Here is a 22,827-nt window from a genome sequence, read left to right as displayed (position 1 = left end):
TCGCCTTATTCCTCTTCCGTAACAGTCGGTTGAACGACTTGTTCTAACGCCGATGTTGCGTTCGGGATGTTGTCGTCATCTTCATCTTTCATTTCGACTTCTTCATCATCCGCTGACATCATCTTGACTTCCATACCGAGCGCTTGAAGCTCTTTGATCAAGACGCGGAATGATTCAGGAACGCCCGCTTTCGGAACGCTCTCACCTTTCACGATGGCCTCATATGCTTTCACACGACCGACCGTGTCATCCGACTTGATTGTCAAGATTTCTTGGAGCGTGTAGGCTGCACCGTACGCTTCAAGAGCCCAAACTTCCATCTCCCCGAAGCGCTGACCACCGAACTGTGCTTTACCACCGAGCGGTTGTTGCGTAACGAGTGAGTATGGTCCTGTCGAACGAGCGTGAAGTTTGTCATCAACCATGTGCGCGAGTTTGATCATGTACATGACACCGACCGAGACGCGGTTATCGAACGGTTCACCCGTACGACCGTCATAGAGACGCGTTTTCGCATCTTTATCCATACCAGCCTCTTCAATCGTTGCCCATACGTCTTCCTCACGCGCTCCATCGAATACAGGTGTTGCCACTTTGATACCGAGCTTCTTCGCTGCCATACCAAGGTGGAGTTCAAGTACCTGACCGATGTTCATACGAGATGGTACCCCAAGCGGGTTGAGCATGATGTCAACCGGTGTACCGTCTGGCATGTATGGCATATCTTCTTCAGGGAGGATTCGCGAGATAACACCTTTGTTACCGTGACGTCCCGCCATCTTATCCCCTTCGTGAATCTTACGTTTTTGAACGATATAGACACGTACCATTTGGTTGACGCCTGGAGACAACTCGTCACCGTTTTCACGGTCGAACACTTTGACATCCAAGATGATTCCGTCTCCACCGTTTGGTACACGAAGTGACGTATCACGTACTTCACGTGCCTTCTCACCGAAGATTGCGTGCAAGAGACGCTCTTCCGCCGTCAATTCTGTAACGCCCTTAGGTGTTACTTTACCGACGAGGATATCGCCATCCTTGACTTCAGCTCCGATGCGGATAATTCCACGATCGTCCAAGTTACGAAGTGCGTCATCTCCGACGTTTGGAATATCACGTGTGATTTCCTCTGGTCCGAGTTTCGTGTCGCGTGACTCTGACTCGTACTCTTCGATATGAATCGACGTGTACACGTCATCTTTCACGAGACGCTCACTCATAATGATCGCATCCTCATAGTTGTAACCATCCCATGTCATGAAGGCAACGACGACGTTACGGCCGAGCGCGAGCTCACCCATATCCATCGATGGACCGTCTGCAAGGATTTCTCCTTTTTCGACACGGTCACCAGCTGCGATGATTGGTTTTTGGTTATAGCATGTCCCTTGGTTCGAACGGACATATTTTTGAAGTTTGTAACGGTCAAGGTCACCTGAAACCTCAGAACCGTTCACGTCAGACGTGCGACGGATCAAGATTTCACGCGCTGTGACGCGTTCGACGACACCTGGGTATTTCGCAACAATAGCTGCCCCAGAGTCTTTAGCAGATACGTACTCCATGCCGGTACCGACAATCGGTGAATCCGGTTGAAGGAGTGGTACTGCTTGACGTTGCATGTTCGCTCCCATGAGGGCACGGTTCGAGTCATCGTTCTCGAGGAACGGGATACATGCCGTTGCGGCAGAAACAACTTGTTTCGGCGAAACGTCCATGTAGTCCACTCGGCTTGGCTCGACTGACAAGTTTTGTCCGCGGAAACGGCAAAGAACTTGTTCGTCTGCAAAGTGGCCATCTTCTGTGAGCGGCATGTTTGCCTGTGCGACGACATAGAGGTCTTCCTCATCAGCCGTCATATATTGAATGTCGCCAGTGACAAGACCTGTTTCCGGGTCAACACGACGGTATGGCGCTTCGATGAAACCGTACTCGTTCACTTTCGCATAAGACGAGAGTGAGTTGATGAGTCCGATGTTCGGCCCCTCTGGTGTTTCGATTGGACACATCCGACCGTAGTGCGAATAGTGAACGTCTCGAACTTCGAAACCAGCACGCTCACGTGTCAAACCACCCGGTCCAAGTGCAGAGAGACGACGCTTGTGCGTGAGCTCTGCGAGCGGGTTCGTTTGGTCCATGAACTGTGACAATTGCGAGCTACCGAAGAACTCTTTAAGTGATGCGATAACCGGGCGGATGTTGATGAGCGCCTGTGGTGTGATCGCATTTTGATCTTGAATCGACATACGTTCTTTTACGACACGTTCCATACGGGAAAGCCCGATCCGGAATTGGTTTTGGAGAAGTTCTCCGACTGAACGAAGACGACGGTTTCCTAAGTGGTCGATGTCATCTGTTGTTCCGACTTCGTGAAGTAAGTTGAAGAAGTAGTTGATTGAAGCGATAATATCGGCTGGCGTAATATGTTTTACGCTGCGATCGATATTGCCATTTCCGATGATGTTCAAGATACGCTCTCCATCTGGGTCATCCGGTGAGATGACTTTGATTGACTGAAGACCGAATGGCTCACCTTCAGCGACACCACCAGTTGGTTCCGCATCGATATAGCCAAGGCCGTTCTCCAAGTGCGGGAGGATACGATCTAAGTTGCGGCGGTCGAGGATTGTTCCAGCTTCGGCGAGTACTTCGCCTGTTTCCGGGTCCACGAGCGTTTCCGCTAATTTTTGACCGAACAAACGGTTCTTAAGATGAAGTTTTTTGTTCATCTTATAGCGACCGACGTTCGCTAAGTCGTAACGTTTCGGGTCGAAGAAACGTGATACGAGAAGAGATTTCGCATTTTCTACCGTTGGTGGTTCACCAGGGCGGAGACGCTCATAAATCTCGATCAACGCTTTCTCTGTAGACTCCGTATTATCTTTTTCAAGGGTGTTACGAAGGTATTCGTCATCCCCGAGAAGGTCGATAATTTCTTGGTCCGTACCGAATCCGAGGGCACGCAACAACACCGTTACCGGAATTTTACGGGTACGGTCGATACGAACATAAACGATATCTTTGGCATCTGTCTCGAGTTCGAGCCAAGCACCACGGTTCGGGATGACAGTTGCGCCAAATCCACGTTTACCGTTTTTATCGAGTTTAGCGTTATAGTACACGCTCGGTGAACGGACAAGCTGGGAAACGATGACGCGTTCTGCACCATTGATGATAAACGTTCCCGATTCTGTCATGAGCGGGAAATCCCCCATGAACACTTCTTGTTCTTTGAGCTCACCTGTCTCTTTGTTTTGGAGACGCACTTTTACGCGAAGTGGCGCAGAATAAGTAACGTCGCGCTCCTTCGATTCATCGATAGAATACTTCGGCTCACTGAGCGAGTAATCGATGAACTCCAATACGAGGTTTCCTGTGAAGTCGGAAATCGGTGAAATGTCTGTGAACATTTCCTTCAATCCTTCACGCAAGAACCACTCATAAGAAGCAGTTTGAATTTCAATCAAATTCGGAAGCTCTAATACCTCACTGATACGGGCAAAGCTTCTTCTCTGACGGTGACGACCGTACTGAACAAGTTGACCAGTCAACTGATTCACCTCTCAGACCCCCAATTCTTTAGCGAATTTTTCGGGCGTAATAATCGAACATTGTCATTGAATGTCGCTCGTTTTCCGTCTCTAAAAAGCGGCAGACACGGCAGTTTCAAGCGAATTCCATTCCAATGGCATTTTATAATGTTAGCATATACGTTATAGCGAGTCAACAAGACTTCACCGTTTGTCAAGACCGAATTGCTCGAAAAATAAAGTAACCTTTCTCTTTCGCGATCGTTTCAACTTGACCAAACACCTCTTCTAATAACTTTTTAGCAGAAGGTGCTCCTTGTTTCTTTTGAATGACGACATAGATTGCTCCTCCATCGACGAGGTGCGTATGTGCTTCACGCAAGATCGTATGGACGACTTGTTTCCCCGCACGAATCGGCGGATTGGTGACAATGGCGGCAAACCGTTCTCCCCCCACCGCGTCATACGCGTGAGAAAGCCGTGTTTCGACCGTCACTCCATTACGGGCGGCGTTTTGCTCAGAGAGCGCCAGCGCACGCTCATTCACATCAATGAGCAAGGCCTCACGCCCAGAGGCATCGGCAAGCGAGATCCCCATCGGACCATAGCCGCAGCCTACATCTAAAATACGTCCCGACACATCAGGCATCTCAAACGTTTCAATTAAAAGACGTGACCCAAAATCGACCGACCCTTTCGAGAACACACCGCGGTCCGAAGTGAAATGATACTGTTTCCCTCGCAACTCGTACGTCCATGTCTCCGGGGCACTTTCCGAACGTGGATCGTTCGTATAGTAATGATCTCCCATGCGTTGAACCTCCTAACCCATTCTTCAAGGAAATAAAAGAAGCTCGCCATGGCGAGCTTCTATAGGTTGTGAAGTAGAATTACTTAACTTCAACAGATGCGCCAGCTTCTTCAAGCTTAGCTTTGATTGCGTCAGCGTCTTCTTTAGAAACGCCTTCTTTGACTGGAGCTGGAGTTCCGTCAACGAGTGCTTTTGCTTCTTTAAGACCGAGACCTGTGATTTCACGAACAGCTTTGATGACGTTGATTTTACCAGCGCCAGCGTTTGTGAGGATTACGTCGAATTCAGTTTTCTCTTCAGCTGCTGCGCCTGCGCCAGCACCTGCAACTGCTACTGGAGCTGCTGCTGATACGCCGAATTCTTCTTCGATTGTTTTTACGAGTTCGTTAAGTTCGAGAACCGTCATTGATTTGAGGTCTTCGATGAATTGCTCTTTGTTGAAAGCCATTATGGTTTTCCTCCTTTGATGTTGTAAAAAAGTTTTTTTGAGTTACGCTACGCGACAAAAATTAAGCTGATTGCTCTTCTTTTTGTTCTGCGATTGCATTTGTTGCGACTGCGAGCCCACGGATTGGAGCTTGAAGTACGCTGAGAAGCATCGAGAGAAGACCATCGCGTGATGGAAGTTCTGCAAGGGCTTTGATTTCTTCGAGTGAAGAAACTTTACCTTCGATGATTCCGCCTTTAAGTTCGAGCGCTTTGTGCTCTTTCGAGAAGTCGTTCAAGATCTTCGCTGGAGCAATAACGTCTTCTTTAGAGAAGGCGATTGCTGTAGGACCAGTGAAGACTTCGTCAAGACCTTCGAAGTTCGACTGAGTAGCTGCGCGGCGAAGAAGACCGTTCTTGTAAACTTTGAACTCGATTCCAGCGTCACGGAGTGATTTACGGAGTGTAGTCACTTCTTCAACTGTAAGTCCACGGTAGTCAACAACAACTGTTCCAACGCTCGCTTGCATTTTCTCAGCGATTTCATCGACGAGTGCCGATTTCTGAGCTACGATTTTTTCGTTTGCCATGTGTTTGCACCTCCTAGTCAATTCTTATACCGGACGAGAGGCTGCTCTCCAAAAGAAATCCCTCGTATGAAGACATACGAGGGCGTAATTGTTTGAAAGTAAACCTGTGACAACAGGCTCAAGTTCGAGCAAAGACACCTCGGAAGGGTTTACGGACCGATGTCCACCTTCTGTCTACGGTAATCCAACATATTCGGTTGAACGTGTATTACTTTATCAGCGGTGTCACACGTTGTCAACAATTTATTTCAACAAGATTACTTAAGGAAATCTGCAGTCGCTACACGGATCCCAGGACCCATTGTAGATGAAAGCGAGATGTTTTTAAGGTAAGTTCCTTTTGCAGTAGCAGGCTTCACTTTCATGAGTGTTTCGAGAATTGTCTCGATGTTCTCAGAGAGTTTAGATGCTTCAAATGATTTCTTACCAACTGGAACGTGGATGTTACCAGCTTTATCAACACGGTATTCAACTTTACCAGCTTTGATATCCGCGATTGCTTTTTCTACGTCGAAAGTAACTGTTCCTGTTTTCGGGTTAGGCATGAGGCCTTTAGGTCCGAGAACACGACCAAGTTTACCAACCTCACCCATCATGTCAGGTGTCGCAACGATTACATCGAAGTCGAACCATCCTTGTTGGATTTTGTTGATGTACTCAGCGTCGCCAACGTAGTCTGCTCCAGCAGCTTCCGCTTCTTTCACTTTCTCACCTTTTGCGAAGACGAGAACTTTTTGTGTTTTACCAGTACCGTGTGGAAGTACAACGGCACCACGGATTTGTTGGTCTGCTTTCTTCGGATCTACGCCGAGACGGACAGCAACTTCGATTGTTTCATCGAATTTAGCAGTAGCTGTTTTTTGAACGAGCTCGACAGCTTCAGCGAGGTCGTATGACTTCGTGCGGTCAACAAGCTTAGCTGCTTCTTGGTGTTTTTTACCCATGATCTTTTCCTCCTTGTGGTTAGCGGAATTTCCTCCCACATAATGAAGGGATTGAAGGTGAGCAGTATTCACCGACAACCCCAGAGACTAGCAATTAGTCTTCGATTACAATACCCATACTACGTGCAGTACCTTCAACCATAAGCATCGCTGTTTCTACAGATGATGCGTTAAGGTCAGGCATTTTAAGTTCAGCGATTTCGCGAACTTTGTCACGCTTAACCGTTGCTACTTTCTTACGGTTTGGTTCACCAGAACCACTCTCGATACCAGCAGCTTTCTTCAAGAGAACTGCAGCTGGTGGAGTTTTCGTAATGAATGTAAACGAACGATCTTCGTATACCGTGATGACTACAGGAATAATCAATCCGGCTTGGTCTTGTGTACGAGCGTTGAACTCTTTACAGAATCCCATGATGTTAACACCTGCTTGACCAAGTGCTGGACCTACTGGTGGAGCTGGGTTTGCTTTACCAGCTGGGATTTGAAGTTTAACGAGTTTAGAAACTTTTTTCGCCACGAGACACACCTCCTTAAGTCTAAAATGTGGTTTCTTGGACGTTGTGCGCCCTCCCACTCAATCTATTAGGTCGAGTTTGTACCGAAATAAAGCACAACATCAAACATTTTCGATTGTACCATCCGTTTTACGGATTAGCAAGTGGGTTTAGTTAATTTTCTGAACTTGTTCGAAATCAAGTTCAATTTTCGTTTCACGACCGAACATGTCGACCACGACTTTGAGCTTCTCTTTGTCGGCCTCAATCTCGTCGATTGTTCCTTCAAAGTTCTCAAATGCGCCTTCTTTCACGCGGACAAGGTCACCGAGTTCATAGTTGTAACGATCTTTCTTCTCGATGAGTCCCATTTGTGACAAGACGTTTGTCACTTCGTCCGGTTGGAGTGGGATCGGTTTTGCCCCACCACCCGTTGAACCGAGGAAGCCGGTGACGTTTGGCGTGTTGCGGACAACATACCATGAATCGTCAGTCATGACCATCTCTACGAACACATAGCCCGGGAAACTTTTGACTTCACGTTCTTTGATTTTCTTCTCGCCACTCTTCAATGTGACTTCTTCTTGCGTCGTTTCAGTCGGGACGAGGACGCGGAAAATTTTATCTTCCATGTTCATCGAACCGATTCGACGTTCTAGGTTTTCTTTGACGTTATTCTCAAAACCTGAGTACGTCTGGACAACAAACCATTGTTTCTCCACGGCTTTCACCTCTTCCTTAGTTAATCAATAAATTGACGAGATAACTGACGCCAGTATCTACGCCGAACACGAACAGGCCAATCACGACAACAGTCGCGATGACAGTAATGGTATATTTCGTGAGTTCTTTACGAGTCGGCCAACTCGTTTTCTTCAACTCTTTCCATACGTCGCGCAAAAAGTTCATGGTAGCTTCCTCCTACATTGAATGCCAATCTACGTTACTTTGATTCCCGATGCAGCGTATGCGCGTTACAGCGGCGACAAAACTTCTTCATTTCAAGCCGTGTCGACACGCCGTCTTTTTTTGTCGTCGAGTACTCTCGAGACCCGCATTCTGAGCAAGCGAGACTTACTTTCTTTGCCATTCATAAGCGCCCCTTTCGACTACTCTCTCTTAAAAAAGAGCGAAAAAAAAACGCCTCCTGTAAATGGCGTCTACGGACAAGGCGCTGCTTTTAAAGTATCACATAGGAGGCACGCGGTCAATAATCGGTTAGCTCGTGAGCATCCGGACGTCGACATGACGCTCGAATTTCTTCTTCACGCGCTGTAACGCATTATCGATCGATTTGACATGACGATCGAGGTCGTCTGAAATCTCTTGATAAGAGCGCCCGTCTAAATAAAGACGCAAGACTTTCCGTTCGAGGTCACTCAAGATCTCATCCATCTTCGCTTCCATGAACGACTGTTCTTCCTGTGTCACGATTAATTCTTGTGGGTCAGTCGGATGTGGTGGCAAGATGACATCGAGCAACGTCCGGTCAGACTCTTCATCAAAAATTGGTTTATCGAGTGACACATATGAATTGAGCGGAATATGTTTTTGGCGTGTCGCCGTCTTGATTGCCGTGATCATCTGGCGGGTAATGCACATCTCGGCAAAGCTTTTGAATGACGCAAGTCGCTCGTCTTTATAATCACGCACACCTTTATAAAGGCCGATCATCCCCTCTTGGACGATGTCCTCATGATCTGCACCAATCAAAAAGTATGAACGTGCCTTCGCCCGCACAAAATACCGGTATCGTTCAATCAAAAACTCGAGCGCGTCGCTATCCCCTTCGTTGCGCGCCAATAAGACCAACTCTTCGTCTGACATTTTTTCAAACTGTTCGTACGGCCATCCGTTCATGCTCGTTACCCCCCGGCGATTGATCCTGAACTATGTAAGGTTGTGTCCCATTATAGGGCTCCCTACTCCTATGCGTCAAACAAATTTCTAAAAATTCCGTCAATTAAATACTGTGTAACTCATATATGTAATAGTATACAACATTCCTTTGCAAAAAAATGTCAAAATCGAAACAAAGACGAGTCCATTTCATGAACTCGTCCGTGATTTCAATCACCTTTTGATTTGCGACGTCGCATTTCTTCAAACTTTGCTTGAATATGTGGTGGAATATCAATCGTCTTCCGATTTGCTTGTTCTTTCTCTAGCGACACGCGCTGTTGCTCAATCAGTGTTTTCGCATGCTTCCAATCTTTCAACAGTTCGGTTGCCGGAACGCGCAATGCGCCTTGACCAAAGATGACCCACTGCTCCGTGAAATCGTTCGTCGCAACGAATAATGTAATGAGCCGGTCATCCACTAATTCATGGGCACGCCGCTCAATCCATTCGTCCGCTGTCTCATTTTCTTTCGTATAGACAACGTCGACCCGACTCCGCTTCTCTTTGGATTCACGACCATAGCGCATGTGGGCGTCAAACACGATGGTGACCTCTTTGCCGGACGCAGCCTGATATTCTGCCATCGCCTCAATCAACAGATTGCGTGCTTGTTCAAAATCTACATCGCGGAGACTTCTCAAGTGAGGCCACGCGCCGATGATATTATATCCGTCGACAAGAAGGAGCTCGCGCTTCAGGATACTCATGCCAATGGATGACGTGAGCGATGCACCTCATACAGGAGGAGCGCCGCTGCAACAGATGCATTGAGTGACGTGACATGACCGACCATCGGTAAATGAACAAGGAAGTCGCACGATTCGCGCACGAGTCGGCTCATCCCCTTGCCCTCACTTCCAATGACCACAACAAGTGGCATATTTCCATCCAATCGACGATAGTCCTGACTTTCTTTCGCATCGGTCCCGACAACCCACAATCCTTTTTCCTTCAACTCTTCAAGTGTCCGTGTCAAGTTCGTCACACGCGCCACCGGAATATGCTCAATGGCCCCGGTCGAGGCTTTGGCAACCGTTTGAGTCAAACCGACCGAGCGACGTTTCGGAATGATGATTCCATGTGCGCCAACGGCATCGGCGGTCCGTAGAATCGAACCGAGATTGTGCGGGTCTTCGAGCTCATCTAGCAAAATGAAGAGCGGTGTCTCCTCTTTCGAAGCTGCGAGAGCGAACATGTCTTCGACTGTTTTGTATTCATAAGCCGCAACCGCCGCAACGACTCCTTGGTGATGTTCACTGCCAGCCATCTTCTCAAGTTTCGTTTTTGGGACGAATGACACTTGGACCGATGCTTCGTTCGCCATCGCGATGATTTGAGCGAGTGGTCCCTTTTGCTGACCTTCCATAATGAATACTTTATTCATATCACGACCACTTCGCAGTGCCTCGAGTACCGGGTTACGACCGTAAAGGAAGTCAATCCCTTCCTCCATCACATCGACTTCCTTATAGTCAGGGCGTTCTGCCTTTTGGCGACGCGTGCGATCTGGTCGTTCCCCACGAGGGCGGTCAAACGTTCGTTTCTCCGCTCCCCGATTTCCGTCATGTCGTTTCGGTCGACTCGGCTTCGAGTCGTTCGAACGCTTGTTTGATGAGTTCTTCAAGACGATCCCTTCTTTCTGTCAAATAGATATACCCAATCAGTGCCTCAAACGCCGTGGAATAACGATACGTGTGCACATCGACCCGTTTCGGAACCGATCCTGATTTCGCATTCTTTCCACGTCTGACGACAGCCTGTTCCTCTTCCGTCAACGCATCCGTCTCTAACCAAAATGTCACGACGCTCGCCTGCGCCCGTGCATTGACGTAGCGGACCGCGCCCCGGTGCAAGTCATTCGGGCGCGTCAATCCTTTCTCGAGCAGGCGTCTCCGTACAGCCATTTCGTATACCACGTCTCCCATGTAGGCGAGCGCAAGGGCATTCATTTGTTTCGGTTGCATCATAACCGCTTCCACCGAACCCCTTGGGCCGTGTCTTCGAGTTGGATGCTTTGTTCTTTTAGTAAATCACGAATCTCGTCAGCCCGGGCAAAATTACGTGCCGCCCGTGCGTCGTTCCGTTCTTGAATCAATTGGTCGATCTCGGCATCCAATAGTTCTTTTTCTTCTGCCAACGTCAAGCCGAGGACACCCGTCAATTCATCAAATAGCGACAGGACCTGTTCTAGCGTCGCTTTTGCCACATGATCGGCCTTCGCATAAATGTTCGCTTCCCGTGCCAAGTCAAAGAGGACGGTCACGGCGTTGGCCGTATTGATATCATCATCCATTGATTCGATGAAAGACGCTTTGATGGATTCAAGCTTCCGTTCCATCGACTCGCTCGCCTCTCCAAGTCCAGCCGTTACCGACAAGCGATATTCAATATTTTGATAAGCTTCCTTGATTCGGCTCCAGCCGTTCGCCGCTTGTTCAATCAATTCTCGGCTATAGTTGATCGGATGACGATAATGCACAGACAACATGAAGAAGCGCAGGACCATCGGGTCGACTTCTTTCAACGCCTCATGGACGAGGAGGAAGTTTCCGAGCGACTTAGACATCTTCTCATTTTCAATGTTAATGAAGCCGTTATGCAACCAATAGTTGGCGAACTTCGCATGGTTGCAAGCTTCTGACTGAGCAATCTCGTTCTCGTGGTGTGGGAATTTCAAATCATGCCCGCCCGCGTGAATATCAATTGTTGTCCCGAGATGTTTTTTCGCCATCGCCGAGCATTCGATATGCCAGCCCGGACGTCCTTTGCCCCACGGACTATCCCATGATGGTTCATCCGGTTTAGCCGCTTTCCATAAGACGAAGTCGAGCGGGTCTTCTTTCTTCTCCCCGACATCGACACGTGACCCGGCCCGCAAATCTTCAATCGATTGCTGACTCAATTTTCCGTAAGTCTCAAACTTCTTCGTCCGGAAATACACGTCTCCTTCTGATTCATAAGCGAACCCTTCCGTCTCTAATTGACGAATGAATTCGATGATTTCTACCATCGTATCGGTAACACGCGGATGCACGTCTGCCGGTTGAACGTTAAGTGCCCCTGTATCTGCTAAATACGCCTCGATATAGCGATTCGTCAGCGTCTCCGTGTCTTCTCCTAATTCATTCGCCGTACGAATGATCTTGTCATCCACGTCTGTGAAGTTCAAGACGTATTTGACCTCGTACCCACGATACGTCAAGTAGCGACGAACCGTATCGAAGGCGATCGCCGGACGGGCGTTTCCGACATGAATGTAGTTGTAAACGGTCGGACCGCATACGTACATCGATACTTTACCCGGAACAATCGGGACAAACGGTTCTTTTTTATTCGTGAGACTGTTGTACAGCTGAATCATGTGTCTTCTCCTCCATCCACTTTTCAAGCGTTGCTAATTTTTGTTGTAGTTCATCCACTGCCGCTTCTAAGCGTTCTTGGCATTCGCGGTCCGGATCTGGGAAACGATGATCTAGATCATGTTGCTTCACACGCTTACCGTTTCGGATGACGACACGACCTGGAATTCCGACCACGGTCGAATCAGACGGCACATCGTTCAATACGACCGAGCTCGCTCCGATTTTGACGCAATCGCCGACCGTGATGTTACCAAGTACTTTCGCCCCCGCTGAAATAAGCACGTCACTCCCGATTGTCGGGTGACGCTTCCCTTTCTCTTTCCCCGTTCCACCCAGGGTGACGCCTTGATAGATAGTGACGTCATTCCCGATAATCGCCGTCTCACCGATGACGACACCGAAACCGTGATCGATGAACACGCGGTCCCCAAGCACCGCCCCCGGATGAATTTCAATCCCGGTCAACCAACGACTGAATTGGGCTAATAATTTGGCCACCAGTTTCATGTTACGTTTCCATAATCCGTGCGCGATGCGATGTGCCCATATGGCGTGAAGGCCTGGGTAAGTCAGTGCCACTTCTACTTTCGAACGAGCGGCAGGGTCTAGTTCCAGGACAGTCCGCAAGTCTTCGCGTACACTGCTCCAAAATCCCATAATCGATATCTCCTTTTCTTATACAAAAACAAAGACGCCCCTGTGCCAAGGCACAGAGACGCCGTAAGCGCGGTTCCACTCTGTTTGGGAAAATGCGTTCCCCTCTCAAGTCTCGTTAACGCCGAGTCACGGTCTCGACTACATATCACCGAGACGGCTCAGAGGTGCACTTCTTCGGGGGACACATCTAGAACTCCCAGCCTAGGTTCTAGTCTCTGCAACGTGTCGTACCGCTTACTTTCCTCATCAATGCCTTTATTACGCTAATAGAGTTGTCAGACGCTTCAACACACGCTCTTTTCCGATTAACGAAATGGCGTTCGGGAGTTCTGGTCCATGTGTTTGTCCTGTCGTCGCGACACGGATTGGCATGAACAAGTTTTTCCCTTTTTGACCGGTCGCTTTTTGCGTCGCTTTTGTCGCCGCTTTAATCGCTTCCGGAGTGAAGTCTTCGATTGCTTCGAGCTGCTGTTTGAACTCTGCAAGAACAGCAGGTACCGTTTCACCTGAAAGGACAGCGTTCGCTTCCTCGTCATACTCGATTTCATCTTTGAAGAACAAGTCTGTCAACGCGACGATTTCTGCTCCGTGCGTCATTTGTTCTTTATACAATGCAATCAAGTTTGTCGCCCAATCCGCTTCCTCAATAGATACCGCCTCGGGTAATCGTCCTGCTTCTTGTAAGAATGGTAAACTGAGTGCCACCACTTCGTCAAGCGTGGCCTTCTTCATGTATACACTGTTGATCCAAGAAAGTTTTTGTTGGTCAAAAACTGCCGGACTCTTCGACAAACGTTTCGCATCAAACATTTCAATGAACTCTTCTTTCGAGAAGATTTCTTCTTCCCCGACGGGTGACCAGCCAAGGAGCGAAATGAAGTTGAAGAGCGCTGCTGGCAAGTAGCCGAGATCCGCATATTGTTCGATGAACTGAATGATCGATTCGTCCCGTTTTGATAACTTTTTATGTTGGTCGTTGTAGATGAGCGTCATGTGACCGAATTCAGGATAGTCCCAACCAAGTGCGTCATAGATCATCATCTGTTTTGGTGTGTTCGCGATATGGTCGTCCCCGCGCAACACGTGACTGATTTTCATCAAATGGTCGTCCACGACAACTGCGAAGTTGTACGTTGGAATGCCGTCCTGTTTCACGATGACCCAGTCACCGAAATCTTTCGATTCAAACGAGACGTCTCCTTTGACGACATCTGTCCATTTATACGTCACGCCTTCCGGCACACGAATCCGAATAGACGGTTTACGCCCTTCCGCTTCAAACGCTTCACGTTCTTCAACAGTGAGGTTACGGTGCGCACCCGAGTAACGTGGTGCCTCCCCACGTGCGATTTGTGCTTCACGCTCTGCTTCAAGCTCCTCCGAGGTCATGTAGCATTTATAAGCAAGGCCTTTGCTCATCAACTCATTGACGTATTTCTCATAAATCGCAAGACGCTCCATTTGGTAATACGGACCGTAGTCTCCGTCACGCCCTGGACCTTCATCCCAGTCGATGCCGAGCCATTCCAAGTATTTCATCTGACTCTCGACACCGTTCAACACATTCCGTTTCTGGTCAGTGTCTTCAATCCGAAGAATCATTTTTCCGCCAGCATGGCGAGCAAATAAGTAGTTAAACAACGCCGTCCGCGCATTTCCGATATGGAGATGCCCCGTCGGACTAGGCGCATAGCGTACACGCACTTCACTCATAATAGTTCCACCTTTCTTCTCTTCTGCCCAAATAGTATACCATTTCTGTCAAGCCCGGTTGAGTAAGATGACCGCTTGCGCCGCAATCCCTTCTTCGCGTCCCGTGAAGCCCAGTTTCTCCGTCGTCGTCGCTTTCACGTTCACCTGCTCGATGTCCGCCTCAAGAAGTTCGGCAATGACCGCGCGCATCTCATCAATGTAAGGACGAAGTTTCGGACGTTGAGCCATGACCGTCGCATCTACATTTCCGAGAACGTAGCCTTGATCTTTCACGAGCTGCCAGACGTGACGAAGCAATACTTTCGAATCTGCATCTTTAAATTCCGGATCCGTATCCGGGAAGTGTTTCCCGATATCACCTGCCGCAATTGCTCCAAGTGCCGCATCCGCAATGGTATGGAGTAACACGTCCGCATCAGAATGACCGAGAAGTCCACGCTCATGTGGGATTTCGATTCCCCCTAAGATTAACGGACGTCCTTCTGCAAATGCGTGTACATCAAAGCCTTGACCAATTCTCATTGTAATTCCTCCTTCGCTAAAATCGCGTCGCCGAACAATAAATCTTCGGGCGTCGTCATTTTGATGTTGTGATAGTCCCCAAGGACCACTTGTACCGATTCGCCGAGCCACTCAAACAAACTGGCATCATCCGTTCCCATCACCTGTTGTTCGACCGCTCGTTCATGTGCCGCCAAAATCGCTTTCGCCTGAAAGGCTTGCGGCGTTTGTGCCAACCATAAGTTTTCACGGGGAACGGTGCGTTCGATGTGATGACGTTGAACTTGTTTGACCGTATCTTTAACGGGTACCGCCAAGATGGCACCACCTTGCAGTGCCGCTTCAGCCACTTGATGCAACTGTTCACGTTTTACAAACGGACGCGCACCGTCATGAATCATCACAATCGTATCGGGTGCAACAACCTTCAGTCCTGCATGGACACTCTGTTGTCGTTCTTCCCCTCCTGCTACGTATGTAACCGGCGTCTTCATCTGTGACGTCATCGCCTCGAACCAGTCACGTTCTTCCGGCCGGATGGCTAACACCATTCGTTCGCACCACGGATCGGTATCGAACGCCTGTAACGTCCAAGCAATAATCGGTTTGTCACGGAGCGTCAGCATCAACTTATTCGCATCCGCACCCATCCGCTTCCCTCTTCCCGCAGCCGGGATGACAACTGTATAAGCTACCATGTTAATACCTCTCTTCGTGAAAAAAGAGAGCGCTCTCGCGTCTCTTTTTGATCCGTTATTCCGGACGGGCAAAAATCATACGGCCTGCAGACGTTTGTAAGACACTCGTCACAACGACAGGAAGCGTCTTCGAAATCAATTTACGTCCGCCCTCCACGACAACCATTGTCCCATCCTCAAGGTAAGCAACCCCTTGATTCTGCTCTTTTCCTTCTTTAATAACTGTCACGACCATCTCTTCACCAGGAATGACAATCTGTTTGACGGCGTTTGCCAAATCATTGATGTTCAAGACCGGTACATTTCGTACCTCACACACTTTATTTAAGTTGTAGTCATTCGTAACAACAATCCCGTTTTTCAGTTCAGCTAGTTTAATCAATTTGATGTCGACTTCCGGTACGTCTTCGAAGTCTCCATCATAGATTTCAACCTGGATGCGCTTGTTCTCTTGTAGTTCCTTCAAGATGTCCAGTCCACGACGTCCACGATTCCGCTTCAACGTATCCGAGGAGTCGGCGATGTATTGCAGTTCGCCGATGACGAACTGGGGCACAATCAATGTTCCTTCCACGAATCCAGTCGTCGCAATATCCGCGATTCGACCATCGATGATGACGCTCGTGTCTAAAATCTTATCATTCGAGCGTTGGACCGGTTCAGTCGCAGGCTTTTCCCGTTCGCTCTTCACAAATAGTTTGATCCATTCGTTACGCTTCCGATAGCCGACCGCGAAACCAAAGTAACCAAACAGGGCCGTGACAAAAATCGGAACGATTTTACTCAGTAAGAAAATATTCGTGACTTCAAGCGATACACTAATCAAAAAGGCAATCAAGAGCCCGATGATGAGACCGATCGAACCGAATAAGATATCCCCTACCGGTAAACGGACGAGCCGTTCTTCGACAAAACGAATAAATGCAACAACACCATCTGTTAAGAATAAACTAAGAATGAAGAAGATAAGTCCACCAATCAAACTTGCTACGTATGGAATCGTTAACCACTCCGGCACATTCATGCCAAGGTCTGCTAATAAAAGCGTCGCTTCGATGATTCCGAACCAACCCACGACGAGTCCAATCAAAATAAATCCGATTCGTACAGCAATCTTCACTCATTCCACCTCCTTCTATATGAAATAAAATTTCAAAAAATAACACTTTCATTGTAACATGATTTTTTCAATCACGTTCGTTACAAAGCGTTAAAAACTGCCAGTGGCGACCCGTTAGAACGGAATCGCCAACTGGAGTGCTTCGTCCACTGTTCCGACCCCGACGACTTCAATCCCTGCCGGAGCGGTCCATCCCCCCATGTTATTTTTCGGGATGATGGCCCGTGTAAAACCTAGTTTTGCCGCCTCGGCGACACGTTGCTCGATTCGGGAAACCCGTCGCACTTCCCCAGTCAATCCGACCTCACCGATGCAGACATCCGTCGGACGAGTCGGACGATCGCGGAAACTCGAGGCAATCGAGATACAAATCGCAAGGTCAATCGCCGGTTCATCCAGTTTGACGCCACCGGCTGCTTTCAAGTACGCATCCTGCGTCTGAAGCAAGAGACCGGAACGTTTTTCGAGCACGGCCATGAGCAGCGCGACTCGGTTTTGATCAATGCCCGTGGCCATACGTCTCGGGTTCCCGAACGATGTCGGAGAGATGAGTGCTTGGAGTTCCACGAGTACCGTCCGCGTACCTTCCATCGAGGCGACAACGGTCGAACCCGATACGCCAGCCGTGCGTTCCTCCAAGAATATTTCAGATGGATTAAGCACTTCCTCTAGTCCACTCTCTTTCATCTCGAAAATGCCAATCTCGTTCGTCGATCCAAAACGGTTTTTCACCGCCCGTAAAATACGGAACGTATGATGACGCTCCCCTTCAAAATAAAGTACCGCATCGACCATATGTTCAAGTAAGCGCGGGCCGGCAATCGACCCTTGCTTCGTCACGTGACCGACGATGAAGACCGCAATCCCTCGCGTTTTCGCAATTTTCATGAGGGCGGCCGTACATTCTCGAACTTGTGACACGCTCCCTGGCGCCGATTGAATCTCATCCATATATACCGTTTGAATCGAGTCAATGATGACAAATCCAGGTTGCTCCTCATCAATAACCCGTTCGATCATCAACATGTCCGTCTCAGCGAGCACGAACAAGTCATCCGTCGGTAAGCCGAGCCGTTCCGCACGAAGTTTTGTCTGTTTGAGAGATTCCTCCCCCGAGATGTATAACACCTTTTTACCACTATGGGCTAAGTGAGCGCTAACCTGTAACAGAATGGTCGACTTCCCGATTCCCGGGTCCCCGCCGACTAAAACGAGTGAACCTGGGACAATCCCACCGCCGAGGACACGGTCAAATTCACGACTATTCGTATGCACGCGCGTCTCTTCTTGTGAGACGACGTTCGCTAAGCGTTCCGGTTTCAATTGTCGCGATGAACTATGCACAAAGGCCGCTCCACGTTTGGCTTTCTTCTCTTCTACAAACTCTTCGACGAGCGTATTCCATTCATTACAACCCGGACAACGCCCCATCCACTTGGCTGATTCATATCCGCACGATTGGCAGACGTATTTCGTTTTAATTTTGGCCATAAGTTCCCTTCCTGTCTAAAAAAAGCTCCCTCTAAACGACGAGGGAGCTGAATGTTTTACTGAACTACACCTTCGTTACGAACGACGAACTCTCCATCTTGTACGTCGAGCGCAACTTTACTGCCTCTAGCGATTGTGCCGCCGAGCATTGCTTCTGAGAGGCGGTCCTCCACTTCCCGTTGAAGGGCACGACGGAGAGGGCGAGCCCCGTATTCCGGATCGTAACCGACATCGGCAATTTTATCGAGTGCCGCATCCGTCAAGCTGAAATCAACACCTTGCTCGGCGAGACGTTTCTTGAGCGTCTCTGCCATAAGTTTGATGATTTCTTGAATGTGCTCTTTTTGAAGTGAATGGAATACCGTGATTTCATCAATCCGGTTCAAGAACTCAGGTCGGAACGCTTTCTTCAATTCCTCGAGTACTTTGTCCTTCATTTCCGTATATTCACGTTCCACATCATCTTCCACTGTGAATCCTACATATTTGTTTCGTTGAAGCGCTGCGGCTCCGACGTTAGACGTCATGATGATGACTGTGTTTCGGAAGTCGACTGTGCGACCTTTCGAATCCGTCAAGCGACCGTCGTCTAACACTTGAAGCAAGATGTTGAATACTTCTGGGTGCGCTTTTTCGATTTCATCGAGTAGGATAACCGAGTAAGGTTTCCGACGCACTTTTTCAGTCAATTGACCGCCTTCTTCGTAACCTACATAACCAGGAGGCGAACCGACGAGACGGCTCGTCGCATGTTTTTCCATGTACTCGGACATGTCGATTCGAATGATGGCATCTTCATCGCCAAACATCGCTTCGGCAACTGCACGGGCGAGCTCTGTTTTCCCGACTCCGGTCGGTCCGAGGAAGATGAATGACCCGATTGGACGTTTCGGATCTTTCAATCCGGCCCGGGCGCGACGGATCGCACGGGAAATTGATTTCACCGCATCGTCTTGACCGATGACACGGTTGTGAAGAATCGATTCGAGTTTGAGGAGACGGTCTGTCTCTTCTTCGGCAATCTTCGTGACCGGTACACCTGTCCAGTTCGCAACAACTTGAGCGATATCTTCTTTCGTCACTTCAAGTTTTTCGTTACCTTGCTTGTTCTGCCATTCTGCTTTCAACTCTTCTAACTCATCGCGTAACTTCTGTTCCGTATCGCGAAGGGAAGCTGCTTTTTCAAACTCTTGGCTTTGTACGGCAGAGTCTTTCTCTTTACGAATCGATTCGAGACGGGATTCCAACTCTTTCAAATTCGGTGGTGCCGTGAATGAGCGAAGTCGTACTTTTGATGCCGCCTCGTCGACGAGGTCGATTGCCTTATCCGGCAAGAAACGATCGGAGATGTAACGGTCTGAAAGGACGACCGCCTCGTGAATCGCCGTATCTGTAATCGTCACACGGTGGTGTGCTTCATAGCGATCGCGTAACCCGAGTAGGATTTGTTCAGCTTCTTCTGTTGTCGGTTCGTTCACTTGAATCGGTTGGAAGCGGCGCTCAAGCGCTGCATCTTTTTCGATGTACTTCCGGTATTCATCTAGTGTAGTCGCCCCGATACATTGAAGTTCACCGCGAGCCAATGACGGCTTAAGAATGTTAGAGGCGTCGATTGCACCTTCTGCACCACCCGCACCAATCAATGTGTGTAACTCATCGATGAAGAGAATGACGTTACCAGCTTGACGAATTTCGTCCATCACTTTTTTCAAGCGATCTTCGAATTCACCACGATATTTCGTGCCTGCGACAAGCGTTCCCATATCGAGCACCATGACGCGTTTGTTTCGAAGCGTTTCAGGTACCTCGTTGTTGATGATTTGCTGAGCGAGACCTTCGACGACCGCTGTTTTCCCGACTCCTGGTTCCCCAATTAGAACCGGGTTGTTCTTCGTCCGACGCGACAACACTTCGATGACACGTTGAATTTCGCCTGCGCGTCCGATGACCGGATCCAAACGAGACTCGCGCGCTTGTTGTGTCAAATCGCGTGCCAATCCGTCAAGCGTTGGTGTTGCGGCGCTCGCCCCAGGTTGCGAAGCATTTGAAGATGACTCCGTGTTCCCGAGAAGTTGCAACACTTGTTGGCGTGCTTTCGTCAAACTGATTCCAAGGTTATTGAGGACGCGTGCCGCGACCCCTTCTCCTTCACGAATCAATCCTAGAAGGATGTGTTCCGTTCCGACGTAAGAGTGTCCCAATTTCCGAGCCTCATCCATCGAGAGCTCAATGACCTTTTTCGCACGCGGTGTGTAATGAATTGTCGATCCATTCTCTGAACCACGTCCAATCAATGATTCTACTTCTTGTTGGATTTTTTCAGAGGTCAATCCGAGGGCGAAGAGCGCTTTTGCCGCGATTCCTTCTCCTTCACGAACCAATCCTAATAAAATATGTTCTGTACCAATATTATGATGGCCAAGACGTACGGCTTCCTCTTGTGCTAAAGCTAATACGCGTTGTGCTCGTTCTGTAAATCGTCCAAACATCATTGACATAACCTCCTTATAGTTGGATCAAACTAAGCCTTGATCTAACGTCCGACGAACAAGTGTCGCTCGTTCTCGATCCCGTTCTTGCGTAGATAATGTTTTCCCGAAATGTTTTTGTAGAAAACCTGATTGTAACCGAACGATGAGTTCATGGAACTTCGGCGGACTCCAATCAGACAAAATCCCTAAGTCACTCGCTAAATGTAAATCAGATAGTCGCTCAATGGCTTCCGTAGAAGAAAGAAGTTTGGCATATCGTAAAATACCATATGACCGATAAAACCGATCCTCTAACTCTTCTTGTCGATGTGCGATGAGCTCTTCACGCGCATGACGTTCTGCTTGAATCACTTGTTCTGTCACTTCCATAAAGTCAGCTAACAGTTGTGATTCATGACTGCCTAATGTCCGTTGATTTGACAGCTGGAACAACCGTCCTGCCGTATCGCTACCTTCTCCGTAACGACCTCGAATCGTATAGCCGAGTTTTCGAAGCTCTCGCAAAATGGGGCTGATTCGACCCGTTAACGTGAGACCCGGTAAGTGTAACATGACCGAGGCCCGGAGTCCTGTTCCGATATTGCTTGGACATGTCGTCAAGTAGCCTAACTGTTCGTCAAAGGCGTATGAGAGTGATTCCGCGCACAGTGCGTCTACTTGAGTCGCTAATTCAAACGCCTCTTTCACTTGATAACCTGGGAGTAAGGTCTGAATTCGTAAATGATCTTCCTCGTTAATCAACACACTGATAGTTTCATCTTCACTTAAAAAGACTGCACTTTCTTCGTTGGTCGCAATGGCCGGACTAATCAAATGTTTTTCCATCAATGCCTGTCGGGTGACTTCATCATAATCACGCATATGAAGATATTCAAATCCCTTTAACCCATGTAACCGTCCTTCGAGACGATCACATAGTTGACGTTCTCCTTCTTTAGAAAGGACTGGCGAAAATACAGTGTCTTTGACGTTACGTGCCAGTCGGATTCTTGTGGAGACAACCAGGTCATCCAATTTGGCACGCTCTTTCATTTTGGGACCAAGTGGATGTGTTAGGAACGTTTCCATTAGACATCACCTTGCCCTTCTAATTGCTTCATTTCTTTTTGAATGCGTGCTGCTCGTTCATAATCTTCTTGTTCGACAGCACGGGTCAACTCCCCTGCCAACTTTTCGAGCCGCTCTTCGATTCGTTCATGTGGTGTACGTAACTGGTCAGGGACCGAACCGATATGATGATCATGTCCTTGTTGATATTGACGTGTGATTTTAATCAGTTCATCACGAAATACGGTATAACACATAGCACATCCTGCTTTTCGTACACGCAATAAATCTTGACGCGTCATCTGACAGGTTGGGCAGCGCTTTACGACCGGCACATAGCCCGTCATAAGTTCTACCGTACATTGTCGACATAGCCGTTTTTTTACGGGTACGTCCTGTTCCATGACAACGACTTCATTGACAGCCGGTCGCTGTTTACAACGTTCGCATAGCATACGACTTACCCTCCATTACGATAACGAAGTACTTTCATCAGCGCGAGTAGTTGCTGACGTCGAATATAGGAGCGATCGTCAACTTGTAAGTTCAATGCTTCATCTGATAAGAGATGATAGATCAACTGCGCCTCTTGTTCGTGCATCATCTGTTCTTCAACCAATCGAATCAGCACATTTTCAACGAGCTGTTCGTTCAAACGTGGATGTTCATGAATGATATCCATCAAACTAGAGAGAACATCTTGCTTTTCGTGTAAAATAACGCGTCGAATACGAATATATCCGCCACCGCCACGTTTACTTTCTACTAAATATCCTTTTTCGACGGTAAAACGTGTGTTGATGACGTAATTGATTTGGGATGGGACACATTCGAATCGTTGTGCGATATCTTGACGTTTGATTTCAATTGCGTTTGCCTGACTTTCCTTCAAGACTTGCTTCAAATACTGTTCGATGACATCCGAAATATTTCTCATCTCCACCACCCTCTGACCATCTTTGACTTTTGACTATATTTTATCATTGATTTAAAAAAAGGCAAACGAAAAGCGATGCCTCTATGTCGAGAGCATCGCTAAAACA

24 protein-coding genes and 2 other annotated features are annotated in these 22,827 nt (G+C 48.3%); all 24 genes read right to left on the bottom strand.

The window, feature by feature from the left end:
* Window positions 1-5: 5 nt before the first annotated feature.
* The 24 genes from rpoB to Q9R25_RS13885 all read right to left on the bottom strand — a co-directional run bounded on the left by rpoB (window position 6) and on the right by Q9R25_RS13885 (window position 22,721).
* On the bottom strand, window positions 6-3,554 hold the full coding sequence (gene rpoB, locus Q9R25_RS14000) for a DNA-directed RNA polymerase subunit beta (RefSeq protein WP_074037866.1): 3,549 nt from the start codon (window positions 3,552-3,554) through the stop codon (window positions 6-8).
* 193 nt (window positions 3,555-3,747) lie between these two features.
* A complete protein-coding gene (locus tag Q9R25_RS13995) occupies window positions 3,748-4,344 on the bottom strand; it encodes a class I SAM-dependent methyltransferase (protein WP_012727686.1) in 597 nt (198 codons plus the stop codon).
* Window positions 4,345-4,423: 79 nt separating this feature from the next.
* Window positions 4,424-4,792: a 50S ribosomal protein L7/L12 gene (gene rplL / locus Q9R25_RS13990; RefSeq protein ID WP_012727687.1), complete on the bottom strand. Its 369-nt coding sequence runs from the start codon at window positions 4,790-4,792 to the stop codon at window positions 4,424-4,426.
* Window positions 4,793-4,853: 61 nt separating this feature from the next.
* Window positions 4,854-5,360 carry a 50S ribosomal protein L10 gene (gene rplJ / locus Q9R25_RS13985; protein WP_012727688.1) on the bottom strand — a complete coding sequence of 169 codons (507 nt, stop codon included), beginning with the start codon at window positions 5,358-5,360 and terminating at the stop codon, window positions 4,854-4,856.
* A gap of 44 nt (window positions 5,361-5,404) precedes the next feature.
* Window positions 5,405-5,558 (bottom strand) — a sequence feature (ribosomal protein L10 leader region).
* A gap of 59 nt (window positions 5,559-5,617) precedes the next feature.
* Complete coding sequence (gene rplA / locus Q9R25_RS13980; RefSeq protein WP_012727689.1) at window positions 5,618-6,304, bottom strand: 50S ribosomal protein L1; 687 nt, start codon at window positions 6,302-6,304, stop codon at window positions 5,618-5,620.
* Between the two features lie 94 nt (window positions 6,305-6,398).
* Window positions 6,399-6,824, bottom strand: coding sequence for a 50S ribosomal protein L11 (rplK, locus tag Q9R25_RS13975; RefSeq protein ID WP_012727690.1), 426 nt, complete (start codon window positions 6,822-6,824; stop codon window positions 6,399-6,401).
* A 147-nt stretch (window positions 6,825-6,971) separates the two neighbouring features.
* Window positions 6,972-7,523, bottom strand: coding sequence for a transcription termination/antitermination protein NusG (gene nusG, locus Q9R25_RS13970; protein ID WP_012727691.1), 552 nt, complete (start codon window positions 7,521-7,523; stop codon window positions 6,972-6,974).
* Between the two features lie 16 nt (window positions 7,524-7,539).
* Complete coding sequence (gene secE / locus Q9R25_RS13965; protein WP_012727692.1) at window positions 7,540-7,710, bottom strand: preprotein translocase subunit SecE; 171 nt, start codon at window positions 7,708-7,710, stop codon at window positions 7,540-7,542.
* A 34-nt stretch (window positions 7,711-7,744) separates the two neighbouring features.
* Window positions 7,745-7,891: a 50S ribosomal protein L33 gene (gene rpmG / locus Q9R25_RS13960; protein ID WP_012727693.1), complete on the bottom strand. Its 147-nt coding sequence runs from the start codon at window positions 7,889-7,891 to the stop codon at window positions 7,745-7,747.
* A 128-nt stretch (window positions 7,892-8,019) separates the two neighbouring features.
* Complete coding sequence (gene sigH, locus Q9R25_RS13955; RefSeq protein WP_012727694.1) at window positions 8,020-8,661, bottom strand: RNA polymerase sporulation sigma factor SigH; 642 nt, start codon at window positions 8,659-8,661, stop codon at window positions 8,020-8,022.
* Window positions 8,662-8,870: 209 nt separating this feature from the next.
* Window positions 8,871-9,410: an NYN domain-containing protein gene (locus Q9R25_RS13950; RefSeq protein WP_159563155.1), complete on the bottom strand. Its 540-nt coding sequence runs from the start codon at window positions 9,408-9,410 to the stop codon at window positions 8,871-8,873.
* The gene (rlmB, locus tag Q9R25_RS13945; RefSeq protein WP_031421850.1) at window positions 9,407-10,156 is read right to left on the bottom strand and encodes a 23S rRNA (guanosine(2251)-2'-O)-methyltransferase RlmB; all 750 of its coding nucleotides are present in this window, start codon (window positions 10,154-10,156) and stop codon (window positions 9,407-9,409) included. Before rlmB ends, Q9R25_RS13950 begins: the two co-directional genes overlap by 4 nt.
* A gap of 109 nt (window positions 10,157-10,265) precedes the next feature.
* The gene (locus Q9R25_RS13940) at window positions 10,266-10,670 is read right to left on the bottom strand and encodes a Mini-ribonuclease 3 (RefSeq protein ID WP_074035355.1); all 405 of its coding nucleotides are present in this window, start codon (window positions 10,668-10,670) and stop codon (window positions 10,266-10,268) included.
* Window positions 10,667-12,064: a cysteine--tRNA ligase gene (gene cysS, locus Q9R25_RS13935; protein ID WP_159563156.1), complete on the bottom strand. Its 1,398-nt coding sequence runs from the start codon at window positions 12,062-12,064 to the stop codon at window positions 10,667-10,669. Before cysS ends, Q9R25_RS13940 begins: the two co-directional genes overlap by 4 nt.
* Window positions 12,033-12,722 (bottom strand): serine O-acetyltransferase, encoded by a 690-nt coding sequence (gene cysE, locus Q9R25_RS13930; protein WP_214691673.1) that lies wholly within the window; start codon window positions 12,720-12,722, stop codon window positions 12,033-12,035. The genes cysS and cysE overlap by 32 nt, the downstream gene beginning before the upstream one ends.
* A gap of 51 nt (window positions 12,723-12,773) precedes the next feature.
* Window positions 12,774-12,981: a binding site (T-box leader), on the bottom strand.
* The gene (gltX, locus tag Q9R25_RS13925; protein WP_208606723.1) at window positions 12,981-14,438 is read right to left on the bottom strand and encodes a glutamate--tRNA ligase; all 1,458 of its coding nucleotides are present in this window, start codon (window positions 14,436-14,438) and stop codon (window positions 12,981-12,983) included. It overlaps the preceding feature by 1 nt.
* Window positions 14,439-14,483: 45 nt before the next feature.
* Complete coding sequence (gene ispF, locus Q9R25_RS13920) at window positions 14,484-14,957, bottom strand: 2-C-methyl-D-erythritol 2,4-cyclodiphosphate synthase (protein WP_012727701.1); 474 nt, start codon at window positions 14,955-14,957, stop codon at window positions 14,484-14,486.
* A complete protein-coding gene (ispD, locus tag Q9R25_RS13915; RefSeq protein WP_012727702.1) occupies window positions 14,954-15,634 on the bottom strand; it encodes a 2-C-methyl-D-erythritol 4-phosphate cytidylyltransferase in 681 nt (226 codons plus the stop codon). The genes ispF and ispD overlap by 4 nt, the downstream gene beginning before the upstream one ends.
* A gap of 55 nt (window positions 15,635-15,689) precedes the next feature.
* Complete coding sequence (locus tag Q9R25_RS13910; RefSeq protein ID WP_214691674.1) at window positions 15,690-16,754, bottom strand: PIN/TRAM domain-containing protein; 1,065 nt, start codon at window positions 16,752-16,754, stop codon at window positions 15,690-15,692.
* 114 nt (window positions 16,755-16,868) lie between these two features.
* Window positions 16,869-18,245 (bottom strand): DNA repair protein RadA, encoded by a 1,377-nt coding sequence (gene radA, locus Q9R25_RS13905; protein WP_012727704.1) that lies wholly within the window; start codon window positions 18,243-18,245, stop codon window positions 16,869-16,871.
* 56 nt (window positions 18,246-18,301) lie between these two features.
* Window positions 18,302-20,737, bottom strand: coding sequence for an ATP-dependent Clp protease ATP-binding subunit (locus Q9R25_RS13900; RefSeq protein WP_311283302.1), 2,436 nt, complete (start codon window positions 20,735-20,737; stop codon window positions 18,302-18,304).
* Between the two features lie 24 nt (window positions 20,738-20,761).
* On the bottom strand, window positions 20,762-21,805 hold the full coding sequence (locus tag Q9R25_RS13895) for a protein arginine kinase (protein ID WP_074035346.1): 1,044 nt from the start codon (window positions 21,803-21,805) through the stop codon (window positions 20,762-20,764).
* Window positions 21,805-22,239 (bottom strand): UvrB/UvrC motif-containing protein, encoded by a 435-nt coding sequence (locus Q9R25_RS13890; protein WP_074035342.1) that lies wholly within the window; start codon window positions 22,237-22,239, stop codon window positions 21,805-21,807. Before Q9R25_RS13890 ends, Q9R25_RS13895 begins: the two co-directional genes overlap by 1 nt.
* A 5-nt stretch (window positions 22,240-22,244) precedes the next feature.
* A complete protein-coding gene (locus Q9R25_RS13885; RefSeq protein WP_074035340.1) occupies window positions 22,245-22,721 on the bottom strand; it encodes a CtsR family transcriptional regulator in 477 nt (158 codons plus the stop codon).
* Window positions 22,722-22,827 lie beyond the last annotated feature (106 nt).

This window comes from Exiguobacterium sp. BG5(2022) (assembly GCF_031844365.1).
Lineage (GTDB): Bacteria > Bacillota > Bacilli > Exiguobacteriales > Exiguobacteriaceae > Exiguobacterium > Exiguobacterium profundum.
The sequence above is the reverse complement of the archived record's forward strand: the minus strand, read 5'-3'. Positions and strand labels throughout refer to the sequence as shown.

Excerpts from the sequence above, each read along its gene's own strand:
- Q9R25_RS13995 (WP_012727686.1), bottom strand. The coding sequence starts at position 4,344 with ATGGGAGATCATTACTATACGAACGATCCACGTTCGGAAAGTGCCCCG.
- rplL (WP_012727687.1), bottom strand. The coding sequence starts at position 4,792 with ATGGCTTTCAACAAAGAGCAATTCATCGAAGACCTCAAATCAATGACG.
- rplJ (WP_012727688.1), bottom strand. The coding sequence starts at position 5,360 with ATGGCAAACGAAAAAATCGTAGCTCAGAAATCGGCACTCGTCGATGAA.
- rplA (WP_012727689.1), bottom strand. The coding sequence starts at position 6,304 with ATGGGTAAAAAACACCAAGAAGCAGCTAAGCTTGTTGACCGCACGAAG.
- secE (WP_012727692.1), bottom strand. The coding sequence starts at position 7,710 with ATGAACTTTTTGCGCGACGTATGGAAAGAGTTGAAGAAAACGAGTTGG.
- rpmG (WP_012727693.1), bottom strand. The coding sequence starts at position 7,891 with ATGGCAAAGAAAGTAAGTCTCGCTTGCTCAGAATGCGGGTCTCGAGAG.
- sigH (WP_012727694.1), bottom strand. The coding sequence starts at position 8,661 with ATGAACGGATGGCCGTACGAACAGTTTGAAAAAATGTCAGACGAAGAG.
- Q9R25_RS13950 (WP_159563155.1), bottom strand. The coding sequence starts at position 9,410 with ATGAGTATCCTGAAGCGCGAGCTCCTTCTTGTCGACGGATATAATATC.
- rlmB (WP_031421850.1), bottom strand. The coding sequence starts at position 10,156 with ATGGAGGAAGGGATTGACTTCCTTTACGGTCGTAACCCGGTACTCGAG.
- Q9R25_RS13940 (WP_074035355.1), bottom strand. The coding sequence starts at position 10,670 with ATGATGCAACCGAAACAAATGAATGCCCTTGCGCTCGCCTACATGGGA.
- cysS (WP_159563156.1), bottom strand. The coding sequence starts at position 12,064 with ATGATTCAGCTGTACAACAGTCTCACGAATAAAAAAGAACCGTTTGTC.
- cysE (WP_214691673.1), bottom strand. The coding sequence starts at position 12,722 with ATGGGATTTTGGAGCAGTGTACGCGAAGACTTGCGGACTGTCCTGGAA.
- ispF (WP_012727701.1), bottom strand. The coding sequence starts at position 14,957 with ATGAGAATTGGTCAAGGCTTTGATGTACACGCATTTGCAGAAGGACGT.
- ispD (WP_012727702.1), bottom strand. The coding sequence starts at position 15,634 with ATGGTAGCTTATACAGTTGTCATCCCGGCTGCGGGAAGAGGGAAGCGG.
- radA (WP_012727704.1), bottom strand. The coding sequence starts at position 18,245 with ATGGCCAAAATTAAAACGAAATACGTCTGCCAATCGTGCGGATATGAA.
- Q9R25_RS13900 (WP_311283302.1), bottom strand. The coding sequence starts at position 20,737 with ATGATGTTTGGACGATTTACAGAACGAGCACAACGCGTATTAGCTTTA.
- Q9R25_RS13895 (WP_074035346.1), bottom strand. The coding sequence starts at position 21,805 with ATGGAAACGTTCCTAACACATCCACTTGGTCCCAAAATGAAAGAGCGT.
- Q9R25_RS13890 (WP_074035342.1), bottom strand. The coding sequence starts at position 22,239 with ATGCTATGCGAACGTTGTAAACAGCGACCGGCTGTCAATGAAGTCGTT.
- Q9R25_RS13885 (WP_074035340.1), bottom strand. The coding sequence starts at position 22,721 with ATGAGAAATATTTCGGATGTCATCGAACAGTATTTGAAGCAAGTCTTG.